The organism is Burkholderia sp. MR1-5-21, assembly GCF_053427715.1.
The window spans coordinates 118,951-141,620 of sequence record NZ_JBSAXD010000019.1 but is presented as its reverse complement, the minus strand read 5'-3'; the positions used below and the strand labels follow the sequence as shown (position 1 = coordinate 141,620).

15 protein-coding genes are annotated in these 22,670 nt (G+C 67.8%); 2 read left to right on the top strand and 13 right to left on the bottom strand.

Annotated features, from left to right (window positions below):
- The 7 genes from ACV229_RS24790 to ACV229_RS24760 form a co-directional block, all read right to left on the bottom strand.
- Complete coding sequence (locus tag ACV229_RS24790) at nucleotides 1-1,146, bottom strand: ABC transporter ATP-binding protein (protein ID WP_448085740.1); 1,146 nt, start codon at nucleotides 1,144-1,146, stop codon at nucleotides 1-3.
- 311 nt (nucleotides 1,147-1,457) lie between these two features.
- Complete coding sequence (locus ACV229_RS24785; RefSeq protein ID WP_448085739.1) at nucleotides 1,458-2,288, bottom strand: carbohydrate ABC transporter permease; 831 nt, start codon at nucleotides 2,286-2,288, stop codon at nucleotides 1,458-1,460.
- A 1-nt stretch (nucleotide 2,289) separates the two neighbouring features.
- On the bottom strand, nucleotides 2,290-3,246 hold the full coding sequence (locus tag ACV229_RS24780; protein WP_448085738.1) for a carbohydrate ABC transporter permease: 957 nt from the start codon (nucleotides 3,244-3,246) through the stop codon (nucleotides 2,290-2,292).
- Between the two features lie 78 nt (nucleotides 3,247-3,324).
- Nucleotides 3,325-4,602: an ABC transporter substrate-binding protein gene (locus tag ACV229_RS24775; protein ID WP_448085737.1), complete on the bottom strand. Its 1,278-nt coding sequence runs from the start codon at nucleotides 4,600-4,602 to the stop codon at nucleotides 3,325-3,327.
- A 154-nt stretch (nucleotides 4,603-4,756) separates the two neighbouring features.
- On the bottom strand, nucleotides 4,757-7,366 hold the full coding sequence (locus ACV229_RS24770) for an ATP-binding protein (protein WP_448085736.1): 2,610 nt from the start codon (nucleotides 7,364-7,366) through the stop codon (nucleotides 4,757-4,759).
- Between the two features lie 4 nt (nucleotides 7,367-7,370).
- Nucleotides 7,371-8,096 carry a response regulator gene (locus tag ACV229_RS24765; RefSeq protein ID WP_448085735.1) on the bottom strand — a complete coding sequence of 242 codons (726 nt, stop codon included), beginning with the start codon at nucleotides 8,094-8,096 and terminating at the stop codon, nucleotides 7,371-7,373.
- A gap of 703 nt (nucleotides 8,097-8,799) precedes the next feature.
- Nucleotides 8,800-9,267, bottom strand: coding sequence for a hypothetical protein (locus tag ACV229_RS24760; protein WP_448085734.1), 468 nt, complete (start codon nucleotides 9,265-9,267; stop codon nucleotides 8,800-8,802).
- A gap of 30 nt (nucleotides 9,268-9,297) precedes the next feature.
- Here ACV229_RS24760 and ACV229_RS24755 point away from each other — a divergent pair, with 30 nt between their 5' ends.
- Nucleotides 9,298-10,164 (top strand): crotonase/enoyl-CoA hydratase family protein, encoded by an 867-nt coding sequence (locus ACV229_RS24755; protein ID WP_448085733.1) that lies wholly within the window; start codon nucleotides 9,298-9,300, stop codon nucleotides 10,162-10,164.
- Nucleotides 10,165-10,206: 42 nt separating this feature from the next.
- On the opposite strand, the gene pdeR is transcribed toward ACV229_RS24755, so the two are convergent.
- The 4 genes from pdeR to ACV229_RS24735 form a co-directional block, all read right to left on the bottom strand.
- Nucleotides 10,207-12,210, bottom strand: coding sequence for a cyclic di-GMP phosphodiesterase (gene pdeR, locus ACV229_RS24750; RefSeq protein ID WP_448085732.1), 2,004 nt, complete (start codon nucleotides 12,208-12,210; stop codon nucleotides 10,207-10,209).
- 852 nt (nucleotides 12,211-13,062) lie between these two features.
- Complete coding sequence (locus ACV229_RS24745) at nucleotides 13,063-16,701, bottom strand: hydantoinase B/oxoprolinase family protein (RefSeq protein WP_448085731.1); 3,639 nt, start codon at nucleotides 16,699-16,701, stop codon at nucleotides 13,063-13,065.
- A 227-nt stretch (nucleotides 16,702-16,928) separates the two neighbouring features.
- The gene (locus ACV229_RS24740; RefSeq protein ID WP_448085730.1) at nucleotides 16,929-18,227 is read right to left on the bottom strand and encodes an MFS transporter; all 1,299 of its coding nucleotides are present in this window, start codon (nucleotides 18,225-18,227) and stop codon (nucleotides 16,929-16,931) included.
- 183 nt (nucleotides 18,228-18,410) lie between these two features.
- A complete protein-coding gene (locus ACV229_RS24735; RefSeq protein WP_448085729.1) occupies nucleotides 18,411-19,184 on the bottom strand; it encodes a putative hydro-lyase in 774 nt (257 codons plus the stop codon).
- 205 nt (nucleotides 19,185-19,389) lie between these two features.
- On the opposite strand from ACV229_RS24735, the gene ACV229_RS24730 reads away from it, so the two are divergent.
- Entirely contained in the window at nucleotides 19,390-20,322 is a 933-nt protein-coding gene (locus tag ACV229_RS24730) for a LysR family transcriptional regulator (protein ID WP_448085728.1), read from the top strand.
- Nucleotides 20,323-20,482: 160 nt separating this feature from the next.
- Here the strand turns inward: ACV229_RS24730 and ACV229_RS24725 are convergent, their stop codons facing one another.
- Nucleotides 20,483-21,679, bottom strand: a complete 1,197-nt coding sequence (locus tag ACV229_RS24725) for a porin (RefSeq protein ID WP_448085727.1) — start codon at nucleotides 21,677-21,679, stop codon at nucleotides 20,483-20,485.
- A gap of 153 nt (nucleotides 21,680-21,832) precedes the next feature.
- A complete protein-coding gene (locus ACV229_RS24720) occupies nucleotides 21,833-22,615 on the bottom strand; it encodes an ABC transporter substrate-binding protein (protein ID WP_448085765.1) in 783 nt (260 codons plus the stop codon).
- Nucleotides 22,616-22,670 lie beyond the last annotated feature (55 nt).

Sequence of the window (22,670 nt, the reverse complement as noted above, 5' to 3'; positions counted from 1 at the left end):
TCAGGCAGTCGCGAGCGCCGGCATCGCGGCGTCGCGCGGCATCCGCGCGGCCGCCCGACCGTCCGGGTGAAACAGATGCAGCGCGCCGGCCGGCAGCTCGACACGCACGCGCTCGCCGATCCGCGCGCCGGCGGCATCGGTCTTCGCGACGATCGGCTGCGCGCAAAGCGGCGTATCGAGGTACAGATAGGTGTGTTCACCCATCTGCTCGACGTGCGCGACTTCGCCGGTCACGCTGCCGGTGCCGACCCGCACGTGCTCGGGCCGGATGCCGAGCGTCACGCTGCTGCCTGCTTCGAGGCCGTCGCCGGACACGTGCGCGCCCAGCGCGTGCTCGCGGGCCAGCACGCGGACTTCGCCACTGCCGGGCGACGCGACAGTCGCGACGGTCGCCGGCAGGAAGTTCATCGCGGGCGACCCGATGAAGCCGGCGACGAACTGGCTTGCCGGCCGGTGATAGAGGTCGAGCGGCGTGCCGATCTGCGCGATGCTCGCGATTCCGCTGCGCCCTTCGAGCGGCCGCAGCAGCACGATCTTGTCCGCGAGCGTCATCGCCTCGACCTGGTCGTGCGTCACGTAGATCATGCTGGTGCTGTCGAGGCTGCGATGCAGCTTCGCGATCTCGACGCGCGTCTTCACGCGCAGCGCGGCGTCGAGGTTCGACAACGGCTCGTCGAACAGGAACACCTTCGGCTTGCGCACGATCGCGCGGCCGATCGCGACGCGCTGCCGCTGGCCGCCGGACAGCGCGCCGGGCTTGCGCTCGAGCAGTTCGCCGAGACGCAACGACTCCGACGCTTGCCGCACCCGCCGGTCGATCTCGTCCTTCGGCAAGCGCAGGTGACGCAGCCCGAACGCCATGTTTTCGTAGACGGACATGTGCGGATACAGCGCGTAGCTCTGGAACACCATCGCGATGTCGCGCTTCGCGGGCGCGAGCGTGTTCACGCAGCGGCCGTCGATCCACACGTCGCCGGCGCTCTGCTCCTCGAGCCCGGCGACGATCCGCAGCAGCGTCGACTTGCCACAGCCCGACGGACCGATGAACACGCAGAACTCGCCGGGTTCGATCGTGAGATTCACGTCGCTGAGGATGGCGGTCGCGCCGAACTGCTTGTGGAGACCGTTCAACTTGATCTGACTCATGCTCTTGCTCCTGCGAATGCGTATAGGGCCTGTTCCCGCTAATAACGGGCTTGCGAACGTGCCTTGCCGGTCGTAGTGCAAGGAGCAAGGAGCGCCGTTTGGCCGAGCCAAACAAGCGACGCGCGACGCCGCAATACGGCCGGCAAGGCACGTTCCCGTAACTAAAAAAAATCTTTCTTGGGGCTGGCCGCCAGAAGGGCCGATCGCCGCGTCATGCTCCTTGCGAATACGCCCGGTATTCGCTGCGTCCCATTCCTTGCGCTCGGCCCTTCTGGCGGCCAGCGCAAGCCCGTTATTAGCGGGAACAGGCCCTAACCCTTGACTGCGCCGGCCGTGAGGCCGGACACGATATGCCGCTGGAACACCATCACGAGCAGCACGAGCGGCACCGTGACGATCACCGACGCGGCCATGATCGTTCCCCACGGCAGCTCGAAGCTGCTTGCGCCGGAAATCATCGTGATCGCGACCGGCACCGTGCGCTGCTCCGACGAAATCGTGAACGTGAGCGCGAACAGGAACTCGTTCCACGCCGACACGAACGCGAGCAGCGACGTCGCCGCGAGCGCCGGCCGCAGCAGCGGCAGGAAGATCCGGAAGATCAGCGTGAACACGCCGACGCCGTCGACGAGCGCCGCTTCTTCCAGCTCGCGCGGCAGCTCGCGCATGAACGTGACGAGGATCCAGATCGTGAACGGCAGCGTGAAGACCAGGTCCGACAGCACGAGCGCGCCGAGATGGTCGTACAGGCCGAGCGCGCGAACGAGCTCGAACAGGCCCGACAGGATCGCGACCTGCGGGAACATCGACACGCCGAGGATGCACATCATCAGCACGCCGCGCCCGCGGAACGACACGCGGCCGAGCGCATACGCGGCGAGCACCGACACCGCGAGCGACAGCGCGACCGCGCCGCCCGCGACGAACGCCGAGTTCAGCAGGTACGCGCCGAACGGCTGGTCGCGGAACAGCTGCCGGTAGTTGTCGAGCGACGGGCTCGCGGGGAACAGCGACGTTTCGAACAGCGCGTCGCCGTGCTTGATCGACGTGCCGATCATGTAGACGAACGGGAACAGCGCGATCACCAGCACGAGCGCCGACAGCAGCCCGTGGATCGCGATCTCGAGCGGATGCTTCTTCATGTCATGCCTCCTGCATCCGGCGGCGGCTGACCGCCATGTAGCCGACCGTGAACAGCACGATCGTCAAGAACAGCAGCATCGCGGATGCCGACCCGAACCCCACCTGCTGGAAGTCGATCAGCTGCTCGCGCACATAGACCGACATGCTTTTCGTGACCCGGCTGTTCGACGTCATTACGTAGATCAGGTCGAACACGCGCAGCGCGTCGAGCGACCGGAAGATCATCGCGACCAGCACGCCCGGCAGGATCAGCGGCAGCGTCACCGAGCGGAACACGCGCCAGCGCGGCACGCCGTCGACGCACGCGGCCTCGTAGCAGTCGCGCGGCACGGTCTGCAGCGCGGCGAGCATCAGCAGCGCCATGAACGGCGTCGTCTTCCAGACGTCGACGAGCACGATCGTCGGGAATACGAGCTGCGCATCGGCGGTGAACGCGAGCGGCTCGTGGATCGCGCCGATCGACATCAGCATCGCGTTGACGATCCCGAACTGGTCGTTGAGCATCCAGCTCCAGATCTTCGCGGACACGACGGTCGGAATCGCCCACGGCACGAGCACCGCGGCGCGCAGCAGCGTGCGCAGCCGCGACGGCACGTCGAGCAGCAGCGCGACGCCGAGGCCCGCCGCCGTTTCGAGCACGACGGACACGACGGCGAACAGCACCGTATTGCCGACCGCCTGCCACCACGCCGGGTCGCGCAGCACGCCCGCCGCACCGAGATAGTTGCCGAGGCCGACGAAATGGCGCTGCGACAGGTCGGACAGCTGCGCATCGGTCAGGCTGAACCACGCGGTGCGCAACAGCGGCCAGCCGGCGATCGCCACCAGCGCGAGCAGCGCCGGCGCGACCAGCAGCCACGCCTGGCGGCGGCGCGCTTGCGCGATCCCGGAACCAGCGCGAGCTGGCGCCGCCACAAATGAAGGACTGCTATCGATCTGGATGCTTCCGGTTCTCATGCGATGTCTCCTGCGGGGCCGGCGCGTAACGTTACGTTGCAGCGCGCGGCCCGGTCGATCAATCGTGAAGCGTCGCGCTCAATGCCACACGCCGCCCGGCGCGAGCCGGTTCAGCGACGCGGCAAGGCGCGCGAGTGCGCCCGACGCCGTATCGCTGCCCGACAACACGTCGTGTGCGGCGTTCCAGAACTGGTTGCTGACCTGGTTGTACTTCGCGCCGGTGACCGTCGACGGCCGCGCGACGGCCGTGCTGAAGGTCGGCAGCAGGTCGGCCATGAACGGGTTCGCCTGCAGGATGTCCTTGTCGTGGTAGAGCGCCGGCATCGTCGGGTTGTACGAACCCTGCACCGCGCGCATCTTCTGCACTTCCGCGCTCGACAGGTACATCACGAGATCGGCGGCGAGCTTCGGGTTCGGCGAGTAGCGCGACACCGCGAGCTGCCAGCCGCCGAGCGCGGCGGCCGGACGGCCGTCGGCGCCGCCCTTCGGCAGCGGCGCGATGCCGACCTTGCCCTTGATCGGGCTGCCGGCGCGGTTCGCGATCGCCCACGCATACGGCCAGTTGCGCATGAATACCGCGTTGCCGGCCTGGAATACGCCGCGCGACTCTTCCTCGCCGTAGTTCAGCACCGCCTTCGGGCTGATCGTGCCGACCCATTTCGCGGACTGTTCGAGCGCCTTGGCCGCGCCCGGGTTGTCGATCGTCACGCGGCCCTTGTCGTCGACCACCGTGCCGCCGTTGTGGCTCGCGATCCATTCGAGCGCGTCGCAGGTGAGCCCTTCATACGCACGCCCCTGCCACACGTAGCCCCAGACCTTCTCGTTGCCGGCGGCGCGCTCGCTCGCCTGGATCTTGCGCGCGGCGGCATCGAGCTCGTCCCACGTCGCGGGCACCTTCATGCGGTATTTGTCGAGCAGGTCCTTGCGGTAGTACAGCAGGCCCGTGTCGATGAACCACGGCATCGCGACGAGCTTGCCGTTCACCGTGTCGTTCGCGACGATGCTCGGGAACGACTGGTTTTCCAGTCCTTTGCTGTACGGCTTCAGGTCGATCAGGTGATTCGCGAGGATGCCCGGCCAGACGGTGTCGATCTGCATCACGTCGATCTTGTCCGAGCCGCTGCCGAGCAACTGCTGGTACAGCGCCAGCGTTTCACTCGAGTTGTTCGGCATGCTGATGAACTCGACCTCGTTGCCGGTCTTCTCGGCCCAGCGCTTCGCCGAAACCTGGCAAATGTCCTGATCGACGCCGGCCGCGCCGCACGCGATCCGCAGCGTTGCGGCGCTTGCCGTGGCGGCCGTTGCAGCCGTCATCGCGAGCGCCATCGTCAGCAAACCTGTCTTGATCTTCATCATCGGGTGTCTCCAGTCCCATGCAGAGCTGTCTTTCGAATCGTGCCCCTCGGTGCCGCGAGTGCGTCACCGGGTGCCGTGGGTGTATGAGACTCCAGTCCCGTTAATCGAAAATTTCGGAAATGCGACGCGCCATTAACAATCGAAACAATTGGCGTCAGCCCAGCAGCGCGGCGAGCGCCGCCAGATCGAACGGCTTCGGCACGAACGGCAGGTCCGCTCGCCAGTCGGGGTGGGCCTGATGGACTTCGGGCGGCAGGCCCGAGGTCAGCGCGACGCGCTGGGCGGGCCAGCGCTCGGCGAGCCGCGCGGCGAACGCAATGCCGCTGCCGCCCGCGCCGAGCGAGATGTCCGACAGCACGAGCGTGACGGGGCCGTGCTCGGCCAGCCAGTGCAGCGCCGCTTCGCCGCTCGGCACCGCGTCGGCGTGCGCGCCGAGCGCCGCGAACTGGCTGAGCGCCGTGTCGCGCACCTCGGGATCGTCGTCGACGACGAGCACGCGCGCGCCGGCCGGGCGGGCCGCGGGCGGCGCAATCGCGGCAGCCGGCGCGCCGCGGCGCTCGGGCGGCGCGCTCTCCGGCAGCCACAGCTCGACGCAAGTGCCGCGCCCGACGTCGCTGTGGATCCGCAGATCGCCGCCGCTCTGGCGCACGAACCCGTAGACGCTGCTGAGCCCGAGCCCGCTGCCCTCGCCGGCCGCCTTGGTCGTGAAGAACGGCTCGATCACCTTGTCGAGCAGCACGGGCGAGATCCCGCAGCCGGTGTCGGTCACGCTCAGCACGACCGCCCGGGGCGCGGCCGCGCCGTCCTGCGCCGGCGCCGGTGCAAGGCGGGCGGCCAGCGTGAGCGTGCCGCCATCCGGCATCGCCGCGGCGCTGTTGAGCGTCAGGTTGAGGATCGCGTTCTCGAGCTGCCCGCGGTCGACGTTCACCCACATCGTGTCGGCAGCCGGTTCCAGCACGACCGTGACCCGCTGTCCCGCCGAGTATTCGACGAGGTCGAGCATCTCCGCGAGCATCGCCCGCACCGACACGCGCTCGGCCTGCAGCGGCTGGCGCCGCGCGAACGCGAGCAGCCGCCGCGTGAGCCGCGACGCGCGTTCGGCCGCGCGGCGCGCCCGCTCGGCCATCGTCTGCGCGTCGTGCTGGCCGTCGAGCCGCGGCAGCAACAGCTCCAGGTTGCCGAGTATCGCGACGAGGAAGTTGTTGAAATCGTGCGCGACGCCGCCCGTCAGCTGGCCGAGCACGTCCATCTTCTGCGCCTGGCGCAGTTCCGCCTCGACCGCGCGCCGGCTCGTCAGGTCGCGGCAGACCGCGACCCAGCCGCCGTCCGGGAGCGGCTGGCAGTGGAATTCGAGGGTTCGCTGGTCGCGCAGGTGCAGCTCGGCCGACGCGGCGATGCGCGCGCCGTCCGACGTGCGGGTCGCGGTCTCGCGCGACACCTGGCGCCAGCGCGCGGGCGGAGCGACCGCGCGCCGCAGCGCCGCGAGCGGCAGGCCCGCATGCAGCGCGGCGGCATCGATGCCGAGCAGCGTCGCGAAGGTCGGGTTCCACGCGATCAGGCTGCCGTGCGTATCGTGGACGGACACGCCGTCGTTCATCGAGTTCAGCACCGATTCCTGCAGCCGGCGCTGCGACTCGAGCCCGTGTGTCAGCTGCTCCTTCTCGATCAGGTTCGTGCGGAACACCTCGAACGCGCGCGCGAGCTCGCCGATTTCGTCCGGCCGGTGCGTCGACGGCATTCGGTCCGACGTCACGCCTTTCGCGAGGCGCGCCATCACGCGCGTCATCGCCTGCAGCTTGTGCAGGATGCGGCTCGCGTACGCGACGCCGAGCAGCGCGACCGCGACACCCGCGAACGCCAGCAGCAGCAGGCCCGACTGGCTGGAGACCGCGACCTTGCGCACCTTGTCGCTGCGTTCGCCGGCGATCTGCCGCAGCCGCTCCACATAGCGCGCGGACTTGCCGCTCAGGTGGTCCGCGTGGCCGCGCAGCAGCGTGACGAGATAGCCGGTCTGCGCTTCGCTCGACAGGAACTCGCGGCGCACCGCGAACACGCTGCGCGCGCCGCCGTCGAGCTGCTGCAGCGCGTCGGCGAGCGCCGGCTGCAGCCGATCCTCGCCGCGTTCGCGCACGCGCAGCCACAGCGCCTCGTTGTCGCTTTCCGCGCTGCCGAGCTCCGCCGCGTTCGCCGCCTGCAACGCGCCGGCGTTGCGTGCCCAGATTTCGAGCAGCGTCGGCGCCTGCCGGGCGATCAGGCCTTTTTCGCGCGCGATGCCGTCGCCGAGGCGGTCGTTCGCGGCACGCAGCGCGCCCAGCTCTTCCTTGAGCTGCCGCTGCCGGCCCGACACGATCAGGAGCCGCGCGAGATCCTGGTCGACCGCGTCGAGATCGTCGATCACCGCGAGCCGCTCGCCGGCCTTTGTCGCCGGTCCGGTTGGCATGCCGAAGCCCGGCGACAGCCGCCGGATGTCGCCGAGCAGGCCGCGCAGCAGCTCGGTATCGCTGTGCAGCAGGTCCGGCGAATCGGTCAGCATCATGCTCGGCGCGACCGCGGCGAGCTGCGCGACCTTGTCCGACAGCTCGAGCGCGCGGGCGATCTCCGGCACGACGTTCGCCTCGTATTCGTCGAGCGCGTTCTGGTTCGCGCGCATGCCGAGCACGCCGACCACCACGACCGCGAGCGTAATGCCGAACAGCAGCAGGAACGTCGCGATCAGCTTGGCCCGGACACTCCAGGGCGGCAACAGCCTGAACGTGGTGCGCATCGCGTCACACGCGCACGACCGGCACCGCGAACACATAGCCGACGCCGCGCTGCGTGCGGATATAGGTCGGCTGCTCGGGGTTCGGTTCGATCTTGCGGCGCAGGCGCAGGATCAGCACGTCGATCGTGCGGTCGTACACGTCGATCCCGAAGCCGCGCGTGTGTTCGAGCAGCTGGTCGCGCGACCAGACCCGCGACGGCTGCTGCACCATCGCGGCGAGCAGCTCGAACTCGCCCTGCGTCAGCGCGCACGGTCCGTTGCCGTTGTGCGTCAGCGTGCGCGCGGCGAGGTCCAACGTCCAGCCGTCGAAGCAGAAGCGCGGTCCGCCCCCGTTCGACGCGGGACGCGGCATCGACAGCTCGGTCGTGCGCCGCAGCTGCGCGCGCACCCGCGCGATCAGTTCGCGCCCCGAAAACGGCTTCGTGACGAAATCGTCGGCCGCGGTCTCGAGGCCGAGCACGCGGTCCGTCTCGTCGCCGAGGCCGCTGATCATGATGATCGACACGTCGGAGCGCCGCCGCAGTTCGCGCGCGACCGTCAGGCCGTCCTCGCCGCGCAGCTTCAGGTCGAGAATGACGAGCGCGTGTGGCGCGGCCGCCAGTTGCTGCTGCATCTGAGCGGCGCTGTCGGCCGCCGATACGTCGAAGCCCGCCTCCTCCAGCACGCCCTTCAGCCAGGTGCGCACCTCCGGATCGTCGTCCAGTACCAGGATCCGATGTTTTTCTGACATGCGTGTTCTCCTCCAAGCCTGCCGCGCGCGCCGATCCGGTGGTCGGACGCCGGGTGCGGGCGGGCATTTTATATCCGTGCGAGGCCGACTGCGGTCGGCAATTGCAGTCGCGCCGGAATCGAATGGTGGCCGATACCGGCCGACCCTGGCAAGGCCGGCGAGTGCGGGCCGTGCGGAGGAAGGCCGGGCGCCGCAAAAATCGCGCGCGCGATTCTAACGCCGAAAAATTCCGCCGGGAATGCGCGACGTCGCGTCAATGGCCTGCGCGCGGCAGCGGTATCCGGCAGACGTGTCGATTCGGCGTCGGCCTGCCGGCACGCGTTCGGCGTTCGGCGTTCGGCGTTCGGCGTTCGGCGTTCAGCGTTCAGCGTTCGGCGTTCGGCGTTCGGCGTTCGGCGTTCGGCGTTCGGCGTTCGGCAGCATGGAGCCGCGGCGCGCGGCGCATGTCATCGCGTCGCCCCGGAACGATTCGCCGACGACGGCACGATGAAAGCCACGCGAGCGGCATGCACATCGGCGCCAACGCATCGCGGGGCAGCCAAGCATGCGATCTGCTGTCGAAACGATTTCACCGAGCAGGCATGTCTCCACATGCGCAGGTCACACGCCGCATTGCGTCGAATGCGCGTTTCGTCTGCATCACAAACGAAATCTGCCGTGCATTGCCAACGAGACGTTGAGATTGCCAACGCCGAATCCGGCATTACCGCGCCATTCGCATGGTCACGCTATTGCGGTCCGCCGGAATTCCGCCGTAACGCGAGTCCCGCTGCGTTGCCGGCATTGCCGGTTCCGCAAAAAAAATTCGCGTGCGAATGACCGGCATCGGCCCGCAACCCGCGCGGCGATCCACGCCGGAACCCGCGTGTTGCGCGAGCGTCCGGGCCATCTTGCTCATTCCACAGACAAAACGTTTGCGTCGCTGCGATTCGTGCAATTCCGTCGCGAAATCCGCCGTCAAGCGCTCTTCGGCATTGCGCCGATTTCGCGTGCCGGCGCGACCGCTTGCACCGGAAATCGCGTCCGTCACGCGCACGCGGGCCGCGCAATCAGGTGATCCATTCCACACATCGGCCGAGTTTGTGCGCGCAACAATGGCGGTGCCGCGCGACCCGGGGCCATGCGGCCGTTTTGCATTCGCATGGATCAGGTGCGCGACGGTTTTACCCAAGCAAACCACTCTTAAATCGAGGACCCATCCATGCAACTCCAATCACACCCCGCATGCCGGCCGTTTTACGAAGCTGGCGAAATGACGCAACTGAAAGCGTTCTATGAAGAGGGCCGCAACGTCATGTGGATGATGCTTCGCTCCGAACCGAGGCCGTGCTTCAACCAGCAGCTCGTCACCGAGATCATCCAGCTCGCGCGCATCGCGCGCGATTCGGGACTGACGTTCGACTTCTGGGTGACGGGTTCGCTCGTGCCCGAGCTGTTCAACGTCGGCGGCGACCTGAGCTTTTTCGTCGACGCGATCCGCAGCGGCAGGCGCGATCAGCTGATGGCCTACGCGCGCTCGTGCATCGACGGCGTCTATGAGATCTACACGGGCTTCGGCACCGGCGCGGTCTCGATCGCAATGGTCGAGGGCAGCGCGCTCGGCGGCGGCTTCGAAGCCGCGCTCGCGCATCATTACGTGCTCGCGCAGAAAGGCGTGAAACTCGGCTTCCCCGAGATCGCGTTCAACCTGTTCCCGGGGATGGGTGGCTACTCGCTCGTCGCGCGCAAGGCGCACCGGCGCGTCGCGGAGGACCTGATCGCGAGCGGCGAGCCGCACGTCGCCGAATGGTATGAGGATCACGGGCTCGTCGAGCAGACGTTCGAACCCGGCGACGCGTATCTCGCGACGCGCACGTTCATCGACGTGCTGCGGCCGAAGCTGAACGGCGTGCGCGCGATGCTGCGCGCGCGTCAGCGCGTGTTCCCGCTCACGCGCGCCGAGCTGATGGACATCACCGAGGAGTGGGTGCGCGCGGCGTTCACGATCGAGACGAAGGATCTCGCGTTCATGGAACGCCTCGTGATGCTGCAGAACCGTCGCGTGTCGAAGCTGCGCACGGTGACCTGATGCGTGCCGTCGCAGCCTGACGGCCCCGCATGACCGGAAAGTTCAGGCGATGAGCCTGAACTTTCTTTTTTCCGTGAGCCATGCCTCGAACGCGTGCGCGGCCATCGGACGCGCGTAGTAATAGCCCTGCGCCTGGTCGACGTCGATCTGCTTGAGGAACTCAGCCTCGGCGCGCGTCTCGACGCCTTCGGCGACCACCGAGAAATTCAGCGCCCGCGCGAGCGACACCACGGAACTCACGAGCGCCTGCGAACGCGGATTGCGGTCGATGCCGGTGATGAAGCTGCGGTCGAGCTTGATCGAATCGAGCGGCAGTCGCGACAGCTGCGACAGCGACGAATAGCCGGTGCCGAAATCGTCGAGATGAATCTCGGCGCCGAGATGGCGGAACTGCTTGATCAGGCTGATCGCCGAGCCTTCATCCTCGATGAAGCAGCTCTCGGTCAGCTCGATGTCGAGCAGGCCCGGCTTCAGCCCCTCATCCTCGAGTATCGTCGCGAACTGGCGCACGACGTTCATGTCCTGCAATTGCCGCGCCGACACGTTGACCGCGATGCGCGTCGTGAGCCCCATCGCCTTCCATGCGGCGGCCTGCGCTGCCGCGGTGCGCATCACCCAGCGGCCGAGCGGCGCGATCAGGCCGGACTCCTCGGCGAACTGGATGAATTCCACCGGCGCGACGAGCCCGCGGTCCGGCGACTGCCAGCGGACCAGCGCCTCGACGCTGTGCACGTCGCCCGTCGCGATGTCGACGACCGGCTGATAATGCAGCACGAACTGCTCTTCCTCGAGCGACTTGCGCAGGTTCGTGTCGAGCCACATGTACTTCGCGACCTTCTGGTTCATCTCCAGCGTGAACACGCGATACGTGTGCTTGCCGGCTTCCTTCGCGACATACATCGCGGTGTCCGCACTGCGGATCAGCGTTTCGAGCGTGTCGCCGTGCTGCGGAAACATCGCGATGCCGATCGAGCAGCTCGTGTACACCTCCATCAGCCCGAGATGGATCGGCGTGCGCAGCCGGTCGAGGATGATCTGCGCGGTCGCCTCCAGCAGCGGACGCGAGCCGTGCTCGAACAGCACGAGGAATTCGTCGCCGCCGAGACGCGCAAGCGTCGCGCCTTGCGGCAGGCAGTCGCTGATGATCGTGGACACGTCCTTCAGCAGCCGGTCGCCGGTGATATGGCCGTAGTGGTCGTTGACGCGCTTGAAGTTGTCGAGATCGAGGAACAGGATGCCGACCTGGCGCAGCGTGTCGTCGCCGCCGGCATCGAGCACGGTCTTGATCCGTTCGCTGATCGCATGGCGGTTCGGCAGCCCGGTCAGCACGTCGGTGTTCGCGAGTTCGGTGAGACGATGCTGCGCGTTGCGCTCCTCGGTGATGTCGATGCCCGAGCAGATCAGGAACTGCTCGTCGACGCCGCTGCCGCTCTGCACGAACTTGTTGCGGAACTCGAAGAGGCGCGGTCCGTTGACCGTGTTGATGTAGCGCTCGACCGAGAACGGCTTGTTGCTCGCGAAGAAACCGGTGATGTTGGTGCGCGACTGCGCGCCCTGGTCCGCGCTCATGAACAGCTCGAATGCGCTGCGCCCGATCACGTCGACCTCGCGCTTGCCGGTGACTTCCTCGCACAGCCGGTTGAAGCGCTGCACCATGCCGTTGCGGTCGAGGATCACGACGAGCGAATTGACCTCGGACACCACCTGCTCCGCGAACGCGAGGCCGTGCGACAGGTCCTCCGCGACGGACACGGCGTCCGAATACGCGCACGCGGTGCCGGCCCAGTCGGTCGTGCTGAGTTTCTTGCCGACGAGATGGAGGCTGACCGGCTCGCCGAACAGCGATATCTCGAGCACGAGGTGGGAGGTCACGCCGGTGAGCGCGCGAATCCGCGCGGCCTGCTCGGCGCTCAGTGCGACGCTGACGTTGGTCAGGCCGCGCACGGCGGCCAGCTCGAGCGCATTGCTGTCGCTGCCCAGGCGCCAGCACGGACTGCGCGTGCCGAAGTGCAGCTCGATTACCGCGCTTTCGTTTTCGTCATCCATGGACGAGCCCCGACCAAAAAAACCGCTAAGTGTAGACGGAGGCGCATGCTTCCGGCCGCATGCCCGGACGCGCCATCGCGTTCCCGGACGTCCGGTCGTGCAGAAATGACGTTCCTCGCCCCGCTTTCGTGCCCGACTGCTCCGATCCGGCGTTCGCGCATGTCTGATGCATGTCGCGCCCGGATTCCCACAGAAGAATGATGGCTCATCTTATCAAATGAAGGACGCGAAATGCACACACAATTTCAAATGGGTGTCAAGCAATTGGGCCGTTGACCGATATTGCATTTTCCCGGCAGATTCGTCGAAAAAGGGCGTGCCCGAGCGCACGGGACACGATGGAAACGGTCCCTGGCACCCGCGCGCCCAGCCGGGCTCGAACCCTGTTCCGGCGGCCTTCCGCCCATGATGGAAGGGATTGATTGGCGGATACTGAGGTCAGGGCCAGATCACCTCCCGAATTCGACATCAGGAAAATATTGCATTCCCGTATCCGCAATGCGCGTTTTTGACAGGCATTTTTTGCGGCTTCATGTCGTCATCCCAATTACCGGGATGGGATTTACCGCAATTGCGGCATCACCGCCGTCATCGACGCGTTCATGGCAATCCCGTTGCGAAAATAATCGGACCGACAAGTCTTTCCAATCGTCACATTGAATGAGCCACACGCGTCATTCAGTGCGCATGCGCACATTCTTCGCGCATTGAATCCGATCCGATCCGATCCGATCCGATCCGGGCCGGTGCCGGGGCCGAGACCAGGACCGAAGCCGCGTCGAAACGCAAACGCGCCCGGCCGCGTCGTTCGCGAGCCGGGCGCGTTCAGCGCGCGTGCAGCGTGTCGTCCGGTCAGCCGGCGACGGTCCCGAACCCGCCGCCCCCCGGCGTCTCGACGACGAACACGTCGCCCGGCGCCATCTGCGCGCGGCCGATGTGGTCGAGCGTCACGACGGTGCCGTCCGCGCGCTCGATCGTGTTGCGGCCAAGCGCGCCCGCGTCGCCGCCCGCCGCGCCGAACGGCGCATGGATGCGGTTGTTCGACAGGATCGACGCGGTCATCGGCTCGAGGAAGCGGATCCGGCGGATCGCGCCGTTGCCGCCGCGCCAGCGCCCGCCGCCGCCCGAGCCCGCGCGGATGCGGTGCGAATCGAGCCGCACCGGATAGCGCCATTCGAGCACCTCGGGATCGGTCAGCCGCGAGTTCGTCATGTGGGTCTGCACCGCGTCGACGCCCGCGAAGCCGTCGCCCGCGCCGCTGCCGCCCGCGATCGTCTCGTAGTACTGGACCTGCGCGTTGCCGAACGTGAAGTTGTTCATCGTCCCCTGGCTCGACGCGACGCGGCCGAGTGCGCCGTACAGCGCATTGGTGATCGCCGACGACGTCTCGACGTTGCCCGACACGACCGCCGCCGGATACACGGGGTTCAGCATCGAGCGCTCGGGCACGATCACCGTCAGCGGCTTCAGGCAGCCCGCGTTCAGCGGGATGTCGTCGCCGACGAGCGTGCGGAACACGTACAGCACCGCCGCCATGCACACGGCCTTCGGCGCGTTGAAGTTGTTGTCGAGCTGCGCGGACGTGCCCGTGAAATCGATCGTCGCGCCGCGGGCCGCGCGATCGACGCGGATCGCGACGCGAATCTCGGCGCCGTTGTCGAGCGGATAGCGGTAGTCGCCGTCCTGCAGCGCGCCGATCACGCGCCGCACTGCTTCTTCCGCGTTGTCCTGCACGTGCCGCATGAACGCGAGCACGACGTCGCGGCCGAACTGCGCGACCATCCGGCGCAGCTCGTCGACGCCCTTCTGGTTCGCGGCGATCTGCGCGCGCAGGTCGGCCATGTTCTGCTCGACGTTGCGCGCCGGATGGCGGCCCGACGCGAGCAATGCGCGCGTGTCGGCATCGCGCAGCACGCCGGCCGACACGAGCTGCCAGTTGTCGATCAGCACGCCCTCTTCGTCGATGTGCGTCGAATCGGGCGGCATCGAGCCCGGCGTCGTGCCGCCGATGTCCGCATGGTGGCCGCGCGAGCCGACGTAGAACAGCGGCTCGTCCGAGCCATCCGCGAACACCGGCGTGATGACCGTCACATCCGGCAGGTGCGTGCCGCCGTGGTACGGATCGTTCAGCATGAACACGTCGCCGTCGCGCATCCGCCCGCGGTTGCGTTCGAGCACCGTGCGGATGCTCTCGCCCATCGACCCGAGGTGCACGGGCATGTGCGGCGCATTCGCGATCAGGTTGCCGTGGCCGTCGAAGATCGCGCACGAGAAGTCGAGCCGCTCCTTGATGTTCACCGAGTACGCGGTGTTCTGCAGCCGCAGGCCCATCTGCTCGGCGATCGACATGAACAGGTTGTTGAAGATCTCGAGCCGCACGGGGTCCGCTTCGGTGCCGAGCGAGCGGCGCGTCGGCAGCGGCGTCATGCGCGTCATCACGAGGTTGCCCTGCACGGACATTTCCGCGCGCCAGCCGGGCTCGACGACAGTCGTGCCGTTCTTTTCGGCGACGATCGCCGGGCCGTCGATCGTGTCGCCTGCCAGCAGCGTGTCGCGCACGTAGAGGCCCGCGTCGTGCCATTGGCCACCCGAATGGAACCGCACGGCGGTGTCGGCTTGCGGCGCGCCGGCTTCACGCGGCGCGAGCGGCGCGACGTCGACCGGCGCGTCGGACCGGCCGATCGCCTCGACGGACGCGAGCTCCGCGACGAGCGGCGTGCCGGGCATCAGGAACGCGTAGCGCTGCCGGTATGCGGCTTCGAACGCCTGCTGCATCGCGTCGACACTGCCGGCCGGCACCGCGAGCGCCGAATCGGTGCCCTGGTAGCGCAGGTGCACGCGGCGCTCGGTCGCGATCCGCTCCGGCGGCACGCGCTGCTCGAGCAGCGCGCCGACCGCCTCGTCGGCCAGGCGGTCGAGCGCCGCGTTCAGCGTCGCCAGCGACGCATCGGACAGCACCACCTCGACCGCGCGCTCGCGCATCGCGGTCTGGTCGGCGAGACCCATCCCGTATGCGGACAGCACGCCCGCGAGCGGATGCGCGAACACCTGCGTCATCCCGAGCGCGTCGGCGACGCCGCACGCATGCTGGCCGCCCGCGCCGCCGAACGTCGTCAGCACGTAGCGCGACACGTCGTGGCCGCGCTGCACGGAAATCTTCTTGATCGCGTTCGCCATGCTGCCGATCGCGATCTCGAGGAAGCCTTCGGCGAGCGTCTCCGGCGTCTCGCGCCGCCCGGTCGCCGCATGGATCTCGTCGGCAAGCGCCTCGAACTTCGCGACGACGCCGTCGCGGTCGAGCGGTTCGTCCGCATGCGGGCCGAACACGCGCGGGAAGTAGTCGGGCTGGATCTTGCCGAGCATCACGTTGCAGTCGGTCACCGTCAGCGGCCCGCCGCGCCGGTATGCGGCCGGCCCCGGGTTCGCGCCCGCCGACTCGGGCCCGACGCGCAGCCGCGCGCCGTCGAAGCCCAGCACCGAGCCGCCGCCCGCGGCGACCGTGTGGATGCTCATCATCGGCGCGCGCATCCGCACGCCGGCCACCTGCGTCTCGAACACGCGCTCGAATTCGCCGTTGAAATGCGACACGTCCGTCGACGTGCCGCCCATGTCGAAGCCGATCACGTGACCGAAGCCCGCGGCGCGCGCCGCGCGCACCATCCCGACGATGCCGCCCGCCGGGCCCGACAGGATCGCGTCCTTGCCCTGGAACGTGTCGGCGCGCGTCAGCCCGCCGTTGCTCTGCATGAACTGCAGGTTCACGCCCGGCATCTCGCGCGCGACCTGCTCGACATAGCGGCGCAGGATCGGCGACAGGTACGCATCGACGACGGTCGTGTCGCCGCGCGACACCATCTTCATCAGCGGCGACACTTCGTGCGACACCGACACCTGCGTGAAGCCGATGCGGCGCGCGAGATCGGCAAGCGCACGTTCGTGCGCGGTGTAGCGGTAGCCGTGGATCAGCACGATCGCGAGCGCGCGGATGCCCGCGTCGAACACCTGCCGCAGCACCGTTTCCGCTGACGCAAGATCGAGCGGCTCGACCACGTCGCCATGCGCGCCGACGCGTTCGTCGATCTCGACGACCGTCTCGTACAGCGCCTCGGGCAGCGCGATGTCGAGATCGAACAGGCGCGGCCGGTTCTGGTACGCGATCCGCAGCACGTCGCGAAAGCCGCGCGTCGTCGCGAGCGCGGTGCGTTCGCCCTTGCGCTCGAGCAGCGCGTTGGTCGCGACCGTCGTGCCCATCTTCACCATCTCGACGCGCTCGGGCGTGATCGGCTCGCCGGCCGCGAGGCCGAGCAGGTGACGGATGCCCGCGACCGCTGCGTCGCGATACTGCTCGGGGTTCTCGGACAGCAGCTTGTGCGTGGTCAGGGAGCCGTCGGGCCGGCGCGCGACGATGTCGGTGAACGTGCCGCCGCGGTCGATCCAGAACTGCCAGCGTTGCGCGTCGGAGGGAACGGAAGGAATGTGTCGAGTCGTCATGGCGATGGAATCACTGCGTCGTTGAATCGGAAAGGCGAACGCCGGCCGCGCAGCGCGAACGCCGCGCGGCATCATGCGTATCGAATCGGAAATCGGATTTCGCTCGCGCGGCGCTTGGGCGGCGTTGAATCGCTGCGCCTGGCTGCTGCGTTCAATCGCTGCGCTTGGTTACCGCATTCAATCGCAGCGTCGCCGCGCCGGAAATCCGTGGAGGGATCGGCCGGCGCTTACGCCGCGTCGAGTTCGCGGCCGCGCGTCTCGGGCAGCGTCAGCGCCGCGACGATCAACACGCCGTACGCGGCGACCGCGAAGATCCCGATGCTCGCGCCGAGGCCATAGTGCTTCGACAGCGCGCCGATCAGGAACGGGAACAGCGCACCGACCGCGCGGCCGACGTTGTAGCAAAAGCCCTGGCCGGAGCCGCGCACGCGGGTCGGGAACAGCTCGGTCAGGAACGCGCCCATCCCGGAGAAGATGCCCGACGCGAAGAAGCCGAGCGGGAAGCCGAGCCACAGCATCGACGCATTGGTCAGGTTCAGCGACGTGTACGCGAACGCGATCACCATCGAGCCAAGCGCGAACACGATGAAGTTCGGCTTGCGGCCGAGGCGGTCGGTCAGGTACGCGCTCGCCAGGTAGCCGACCCACGAGCCGACGATGATCGTCGCGAGGTAGCCGCCGGTGCCCATCACGGTCAGGTGACGCTCGGTCTTCAGGAAGGTCGGCAGCCACGTCGTGATCGCGTAGTAGCCGCCCTGCGCGCCGGTCGTCAGCAGCGCCGCGCGCAACGTCGTCGACAGCAGCTTCGGCGCGAAGATCTCGGTGAGGCGCGGCGTGTCGCTGACGTCCGCCTGCACGGCCTTCTCCTTCTCGTAGACGTCCGGCTCCTTCACGTAGCGGCGAATCACGACGACGAGCAGCGCCGGCAGCAGGCCGACGAGGAACAGCCCGCGCCATGCATATTCTGGGGACAGCACCGAGAACAGCAACGCATAGAGCAGCGCCGACAGCCCCCAGCCGATCGCCCAGCCCGACTGCACGAGGCCGACCGCCTTGCCGCGGTCGCGCGCGCGGATCACCTCGCCGATCAGCACCGCGCCGGCCGTCCATTCGCCGCCGAAGCCGAAGCCCATCAGCGCGCGGGCGGCGAGCAGCTGGTGATAGCTCTGCGCGAGCCCGCAGAGGCCGGTGAACACCGCGAACCACAGCACGGTGAGCTGCAGCGTGCGCACGCGGCCGATCCGGTCCGACAGGATCCCGGCGATCCAGCCGCCGAGCGCGGACGCGAGCAGCGTCAGCGTGCCGATGAAGCCCGCGTCCGCGAGCGAGATGCCCCACGTCGCGACGAGCGTCGGGATCACGAACGACAGCATCTGCGTGTCCATCCCGTCGAGCATGTAGCCGACCTTGCAGCTCCAGAACGCGCGGCGCTCGCGCGGCCCCGCATCCGCATACCACGAGAAGAGTCCGCCACGCTCGCCGTCCGCGGGGTCGGCGGCGGATGCCGTCAGGGTCTTGCTGTCCATCATGTCGCTCCTGTCGAAGTGCGCCGGAAGAACCGTCGTATCGTCATGTGCCGCCGGATGCCGGGACGCGGATGGGCGTCGCCCTCCGGGCAGGCGGATGGTGTACAGTCACGGCGGCCGCGCCGCCGTGACGGAATCGGGAACGCGGCGGCCGCTGCTGCGCGAAGCTGGCCGCCCCGCAGGTCAAAACACCGCGAGCGATGCGTTCGTGATGTCGGTCATCAGCATGTGGCCCGGCGCATGCGCGATCGCGAGCGGCAGCTTCGCATCCATCAGCGCGGTTTGCGGCGTGACGCCGCACGCCCAGAACACCGGCAGCTCGCCGTCGCGGATCGTCACCGCGTCGCCGAATTCGGGCGCGCCGAGATCGTCGATCCCCAGTTCCTGCGGGTGGCCGATATGGATCGGCGCGCCATGCACGCCCGGAAAACGGCTCGTGATCTGCACCGCGCGGATCGCGTCGGCGCCGCGCATCGGCCGCATCGACACGACGAGGTTGCCGCCGAAGATGCCGGCGCGGCGGTTCGGAATCGACGTCCGGTACATCGGCACGTTACGCCCTTCCTCGACGTGGCGCAGCCCGATGCCCTCGCGCGCCAGCATGTCCTCGAACGAGAACGAACAGCCGATCGCAAATACGACGAAATCGTCCTGCCACAGCGGGTGGAGCGAGTCGACCTGCTCGGCGAGCCGGCCGTCGCGATACACGTTGTAGCGCGGCACGTCGGTGCGGATGTCGATGTCGCGGCCGAGCGCGTCGACGCGGAAGTCGCCCGGTTCGCCGACGGCGAGCAGCGGGCACGCCTTCGGATTCGCCTGACAAAAGCGCAGGAAATCGTGCGCGTACGCATCGGGCAGGATCGCGAGGTTCGCTTGCGCGTACGGGCCGCAATGGCCGGCGGTCGGGCCGCGGAACGCGCCGCGGCGCACGGACTGGCGGAATTCGGAAGGCGTCATGATGGTCGGTGGCGTATCAGGGTGTCGGTGCGATGACGCTGTTGGCTCATCGGATACGGCGAAGGATAGGAAAGAAAAAAAATTGCCGCCAACGAGTTTTTTTACGGCCAGTGTATAGAGTTCCTTAACAAGAAGCCGGGTTTTCCCCACTCCCGTTCATTTTTTCAGCGAGGCAATCTGCGCGCCCATTGCCTTGCCGATCGCCATGAACACGCGTTTTCTCGAGACCTTCGTCACGCTCGCCAAGCTCCGCAACTTCCGCACGACGGCGGCGGCGCTGCACGCGACGCCGGCCGCCATTTCACAGCGGGTGAAGGTGCTCGAGGACGAATTGCGGACCGTGCTCGTCGATCGCGACAGCCGCGAATTCCGCCTGACGCCGAACGGCGAATACCTGCTCGGCTACGCGAAGGCCGTCGTCGAGGCGACGCAGCAGCTGCAGGCCGCCGCGTCCGGCGAAAGCGCGCTGCGCGGCAAGCTGCGGCTCGGCGTGATCGAGACCGTCGTGCATAGCTGGCTGCCGCACTACATGCGGCGCCTCGCGGCCGACTGTCCGCAGCTCGAGATCGACCTGACCGTCGATGTCAGCGTCGTGCTGCAGCGCCGCCTGATGGCGGGCGAGCTCGACCTGATCATCCGCGTCGAGGGCAGCGACGAGGCGTCGGTCGTCTGCGATGCGCTCGCGAATTACCCGGTGCGCTGGATCGCGCGCGCGGGCCTGCTGCCGAACACGCGCACGGGGCTCGCGCGGCAGGTGCTGCGCCAGCCGATCCTGACGTTCGGGCGCGGCACCGCGCCGCATCGCGCGCTCGAGGACATCGTCCGCACGCTCGCGCACGCGCATGGCGTGCCGCTGTCGGATACGCGCATCACGGGCTCGCCGTCGATCTCGGTGATCGTGCAGCTCGTGCGCGACGGGTTCGGCGTCGCCGCGATTCCGCGGCTGTTCGTCGATGCGCTGATCGAAAGCGGCGAAGTGGTCGAGCTGCCGCTGCAGCCGTCGCCGCCGTCGATCGTCGTGTCGATGTCGCGGCGGGCCGACGCGCCGCGCTTCGTGCACGGCGCGTCGATCGCGGCACGCGCCGCGTGTCACGAGTATTGCGAAAAGAGCAACCGGCGGCTCGTCGAGGCGCTGTGATGGAAAGCGATCTTGTCTGCGCCCGCGCAGCACCCAAAGTCGGAATCGCCACATGCTGGTGAGGTGCGGGAATATGTGCTGACGCGCGACGACAGGGATCGTCGCGCCGCATCTGCCGCCCGCGCGCGCCACCCGCCTGACGTCGGGCGGCATCGCTCGCTCAGAACCTGTGCCGGATCCCCGCGTGGACCATCAGCTGCTTCGACGTCGACGACAGGTCCGCCGCGCCCGGGATGAGCGCCTGATCGAGCGACGAGCCGGTTGCGTCGCCCGCGACCTTCTGGTATGCGCCCATCAGGTAGACATCGGTGCGCTTCGACAGGTTGTAGTCGGCCATCAGCCCGATCGAATGGATCTTCGGCTTCACGTTGCCCGTCGTCGCATCGTAGTGCGCGAGCGTGTACACGTACTGCGCGCCGACGAAGAACGCGGGCGTGAACTGGTATTTGCCGTTCACCTCGAAGTTCTGGTACTTCAGCGCGGTCACGGTCCCGCCTGCGAGCGGCCCCGTCACCGGCTGGATCGTCTCGTCGCCGAACAGGTAGCCGACGTTCGCGCTCGGGCGGCTGATGTTGCTGTTCGTGTACGCGAACCCGACCGTTGCGGGCCCGGCCGTGTAGTTGATGCCCGCGCCGAAGATCCGCAACCGCGACGACACGAAGTTCGCGTCGGCTCCGACCGATCCCGATCCCGAGCCCGCGATCGCGCCGCCCGACTTCGCGCCCGGGTTGTTCGCGTTCAGGAACGCGGCGCCGACGAGCAGCCCGCCGTTCTCATACTGCGCGCCGACGCTCCATTGGCGGTTGTTCGCGAAGTTCGTGTCGTTGCTGAAGCTGTACGTGCCGCCGAACGAGAACCCTGAGAAATCCGGGCTCGCATACTTGACCGTGTTGTTCACGCGGAACGTATTGCCGGTGTTGTCGTTGTCGAGCGGATGCGAGAACGGATAGACGCCCCAGCTGCCGTTCGCGGTCGTCGGCGCGAGGTAGTCGACCACCGCATCGTATTGCCGGCCGAGCGTGAGCGTGCCGAAGCGCGTGCTGGCGAGACCCACGTACGCCTGCCGGCCGAACTCGCGGCCGCCCTGCGCGAGCGTGCCGTTGTTCACGTTGAAGCCGTTCTCGAGCTGGAACACCGCGCTGTAGCCGCCGCCCAGATCCTCGCTGCCCTTCAGCCCCCAGCGGCTGCCCTGCGCGAATCCGCTCGCCATCTGCCACGCGCTGTGGCCGCCGACGTTGTTCGTATAGTCGATGCCCGCGTCGATGAGGCCGTACAGCGTGACGTTGCTCTGCGCGAACGCGAACACGGGCGCCGCGCACAGTGCCGGCACGACGAGTCGAATCGATCTCCAATTCATTATGTGGTCCTTAGTGATTATGTCCTGCACCGGCATTTCCCGGCGCGCCGGCCGCCGTTTGCGCGACCGCTTTTCCGTTTTCCGCTGCGACGTGCCACCTGCCGCGCGCCTCGTCGCTCCGTGCACGCCACGACGGGCGCGCAGGACCGCCGCTCACTTCGCGCCGTAGATGTCGAAGTCGAAATACTTGTTGTTGATGCGCGCGTACGTGCCGTTCGCGAGGATCGCCGCGAGCGCATGGTTGAACGCTTCGCGCAGGTCGGCATCCTGCTTGCGCAGCCCGAGGCCGTCGCCTTGGCCGAAATACTTCACGTCGTCGATCGGCGCGCCGGCGAACATGTAGTCCTTGCCCTGCGGCTTCTTCAGGAACCCGTCGCTGGCCGCGATCGACGCCTGGAACGCCGCATCGAGCCGGCCCGTCACGAGATCCGAGTACACCTGGTCCTGGTTCTGGTACGACACGATCTGCACGCCGGCGCGCTGCCAGTTCGCGATCGCGTAGTCAGCCTGCGCGGAGCCCTGCTCGACGCCGACGCGCTTGCCCTTCAGCGATTCGGCGGTCGGCAGCAGCGGCGAGCCCTTGCGCACGACGAGACGCGCGGGGGCGTTCGAGATCCGGTTCGTGAACGCGATCTGCTGCTCCCGCTTCGGCGTGATCGTCATCGACGACGCGATCACGTCGAACTTGCGCGCGAGCAGGCCGGGAATCATCCCGTCGAAGCTCGTCTCGACCCACACGCAGCGCGCATGCAGCTCCGCGCACAGCGCATTCGTGATGTCGATGCCGAAGCCGGTCAGCGTGCCGTCCGGCAGCTTGTATTCGAGCGGCGGATAGGTCGGGTCGACCGCGAGACGAATCTCCTTGCCCGTCCAGTCGCCGGCATGCGCCGATCCTGCCGCCAGCGCCACCGCGAGCGCCGCCATCCACTGTTTCATCATGTGTCTCCTTGTGTGAACTGATGTGAACCCGTGTCAACCGAAATCGTCGCGG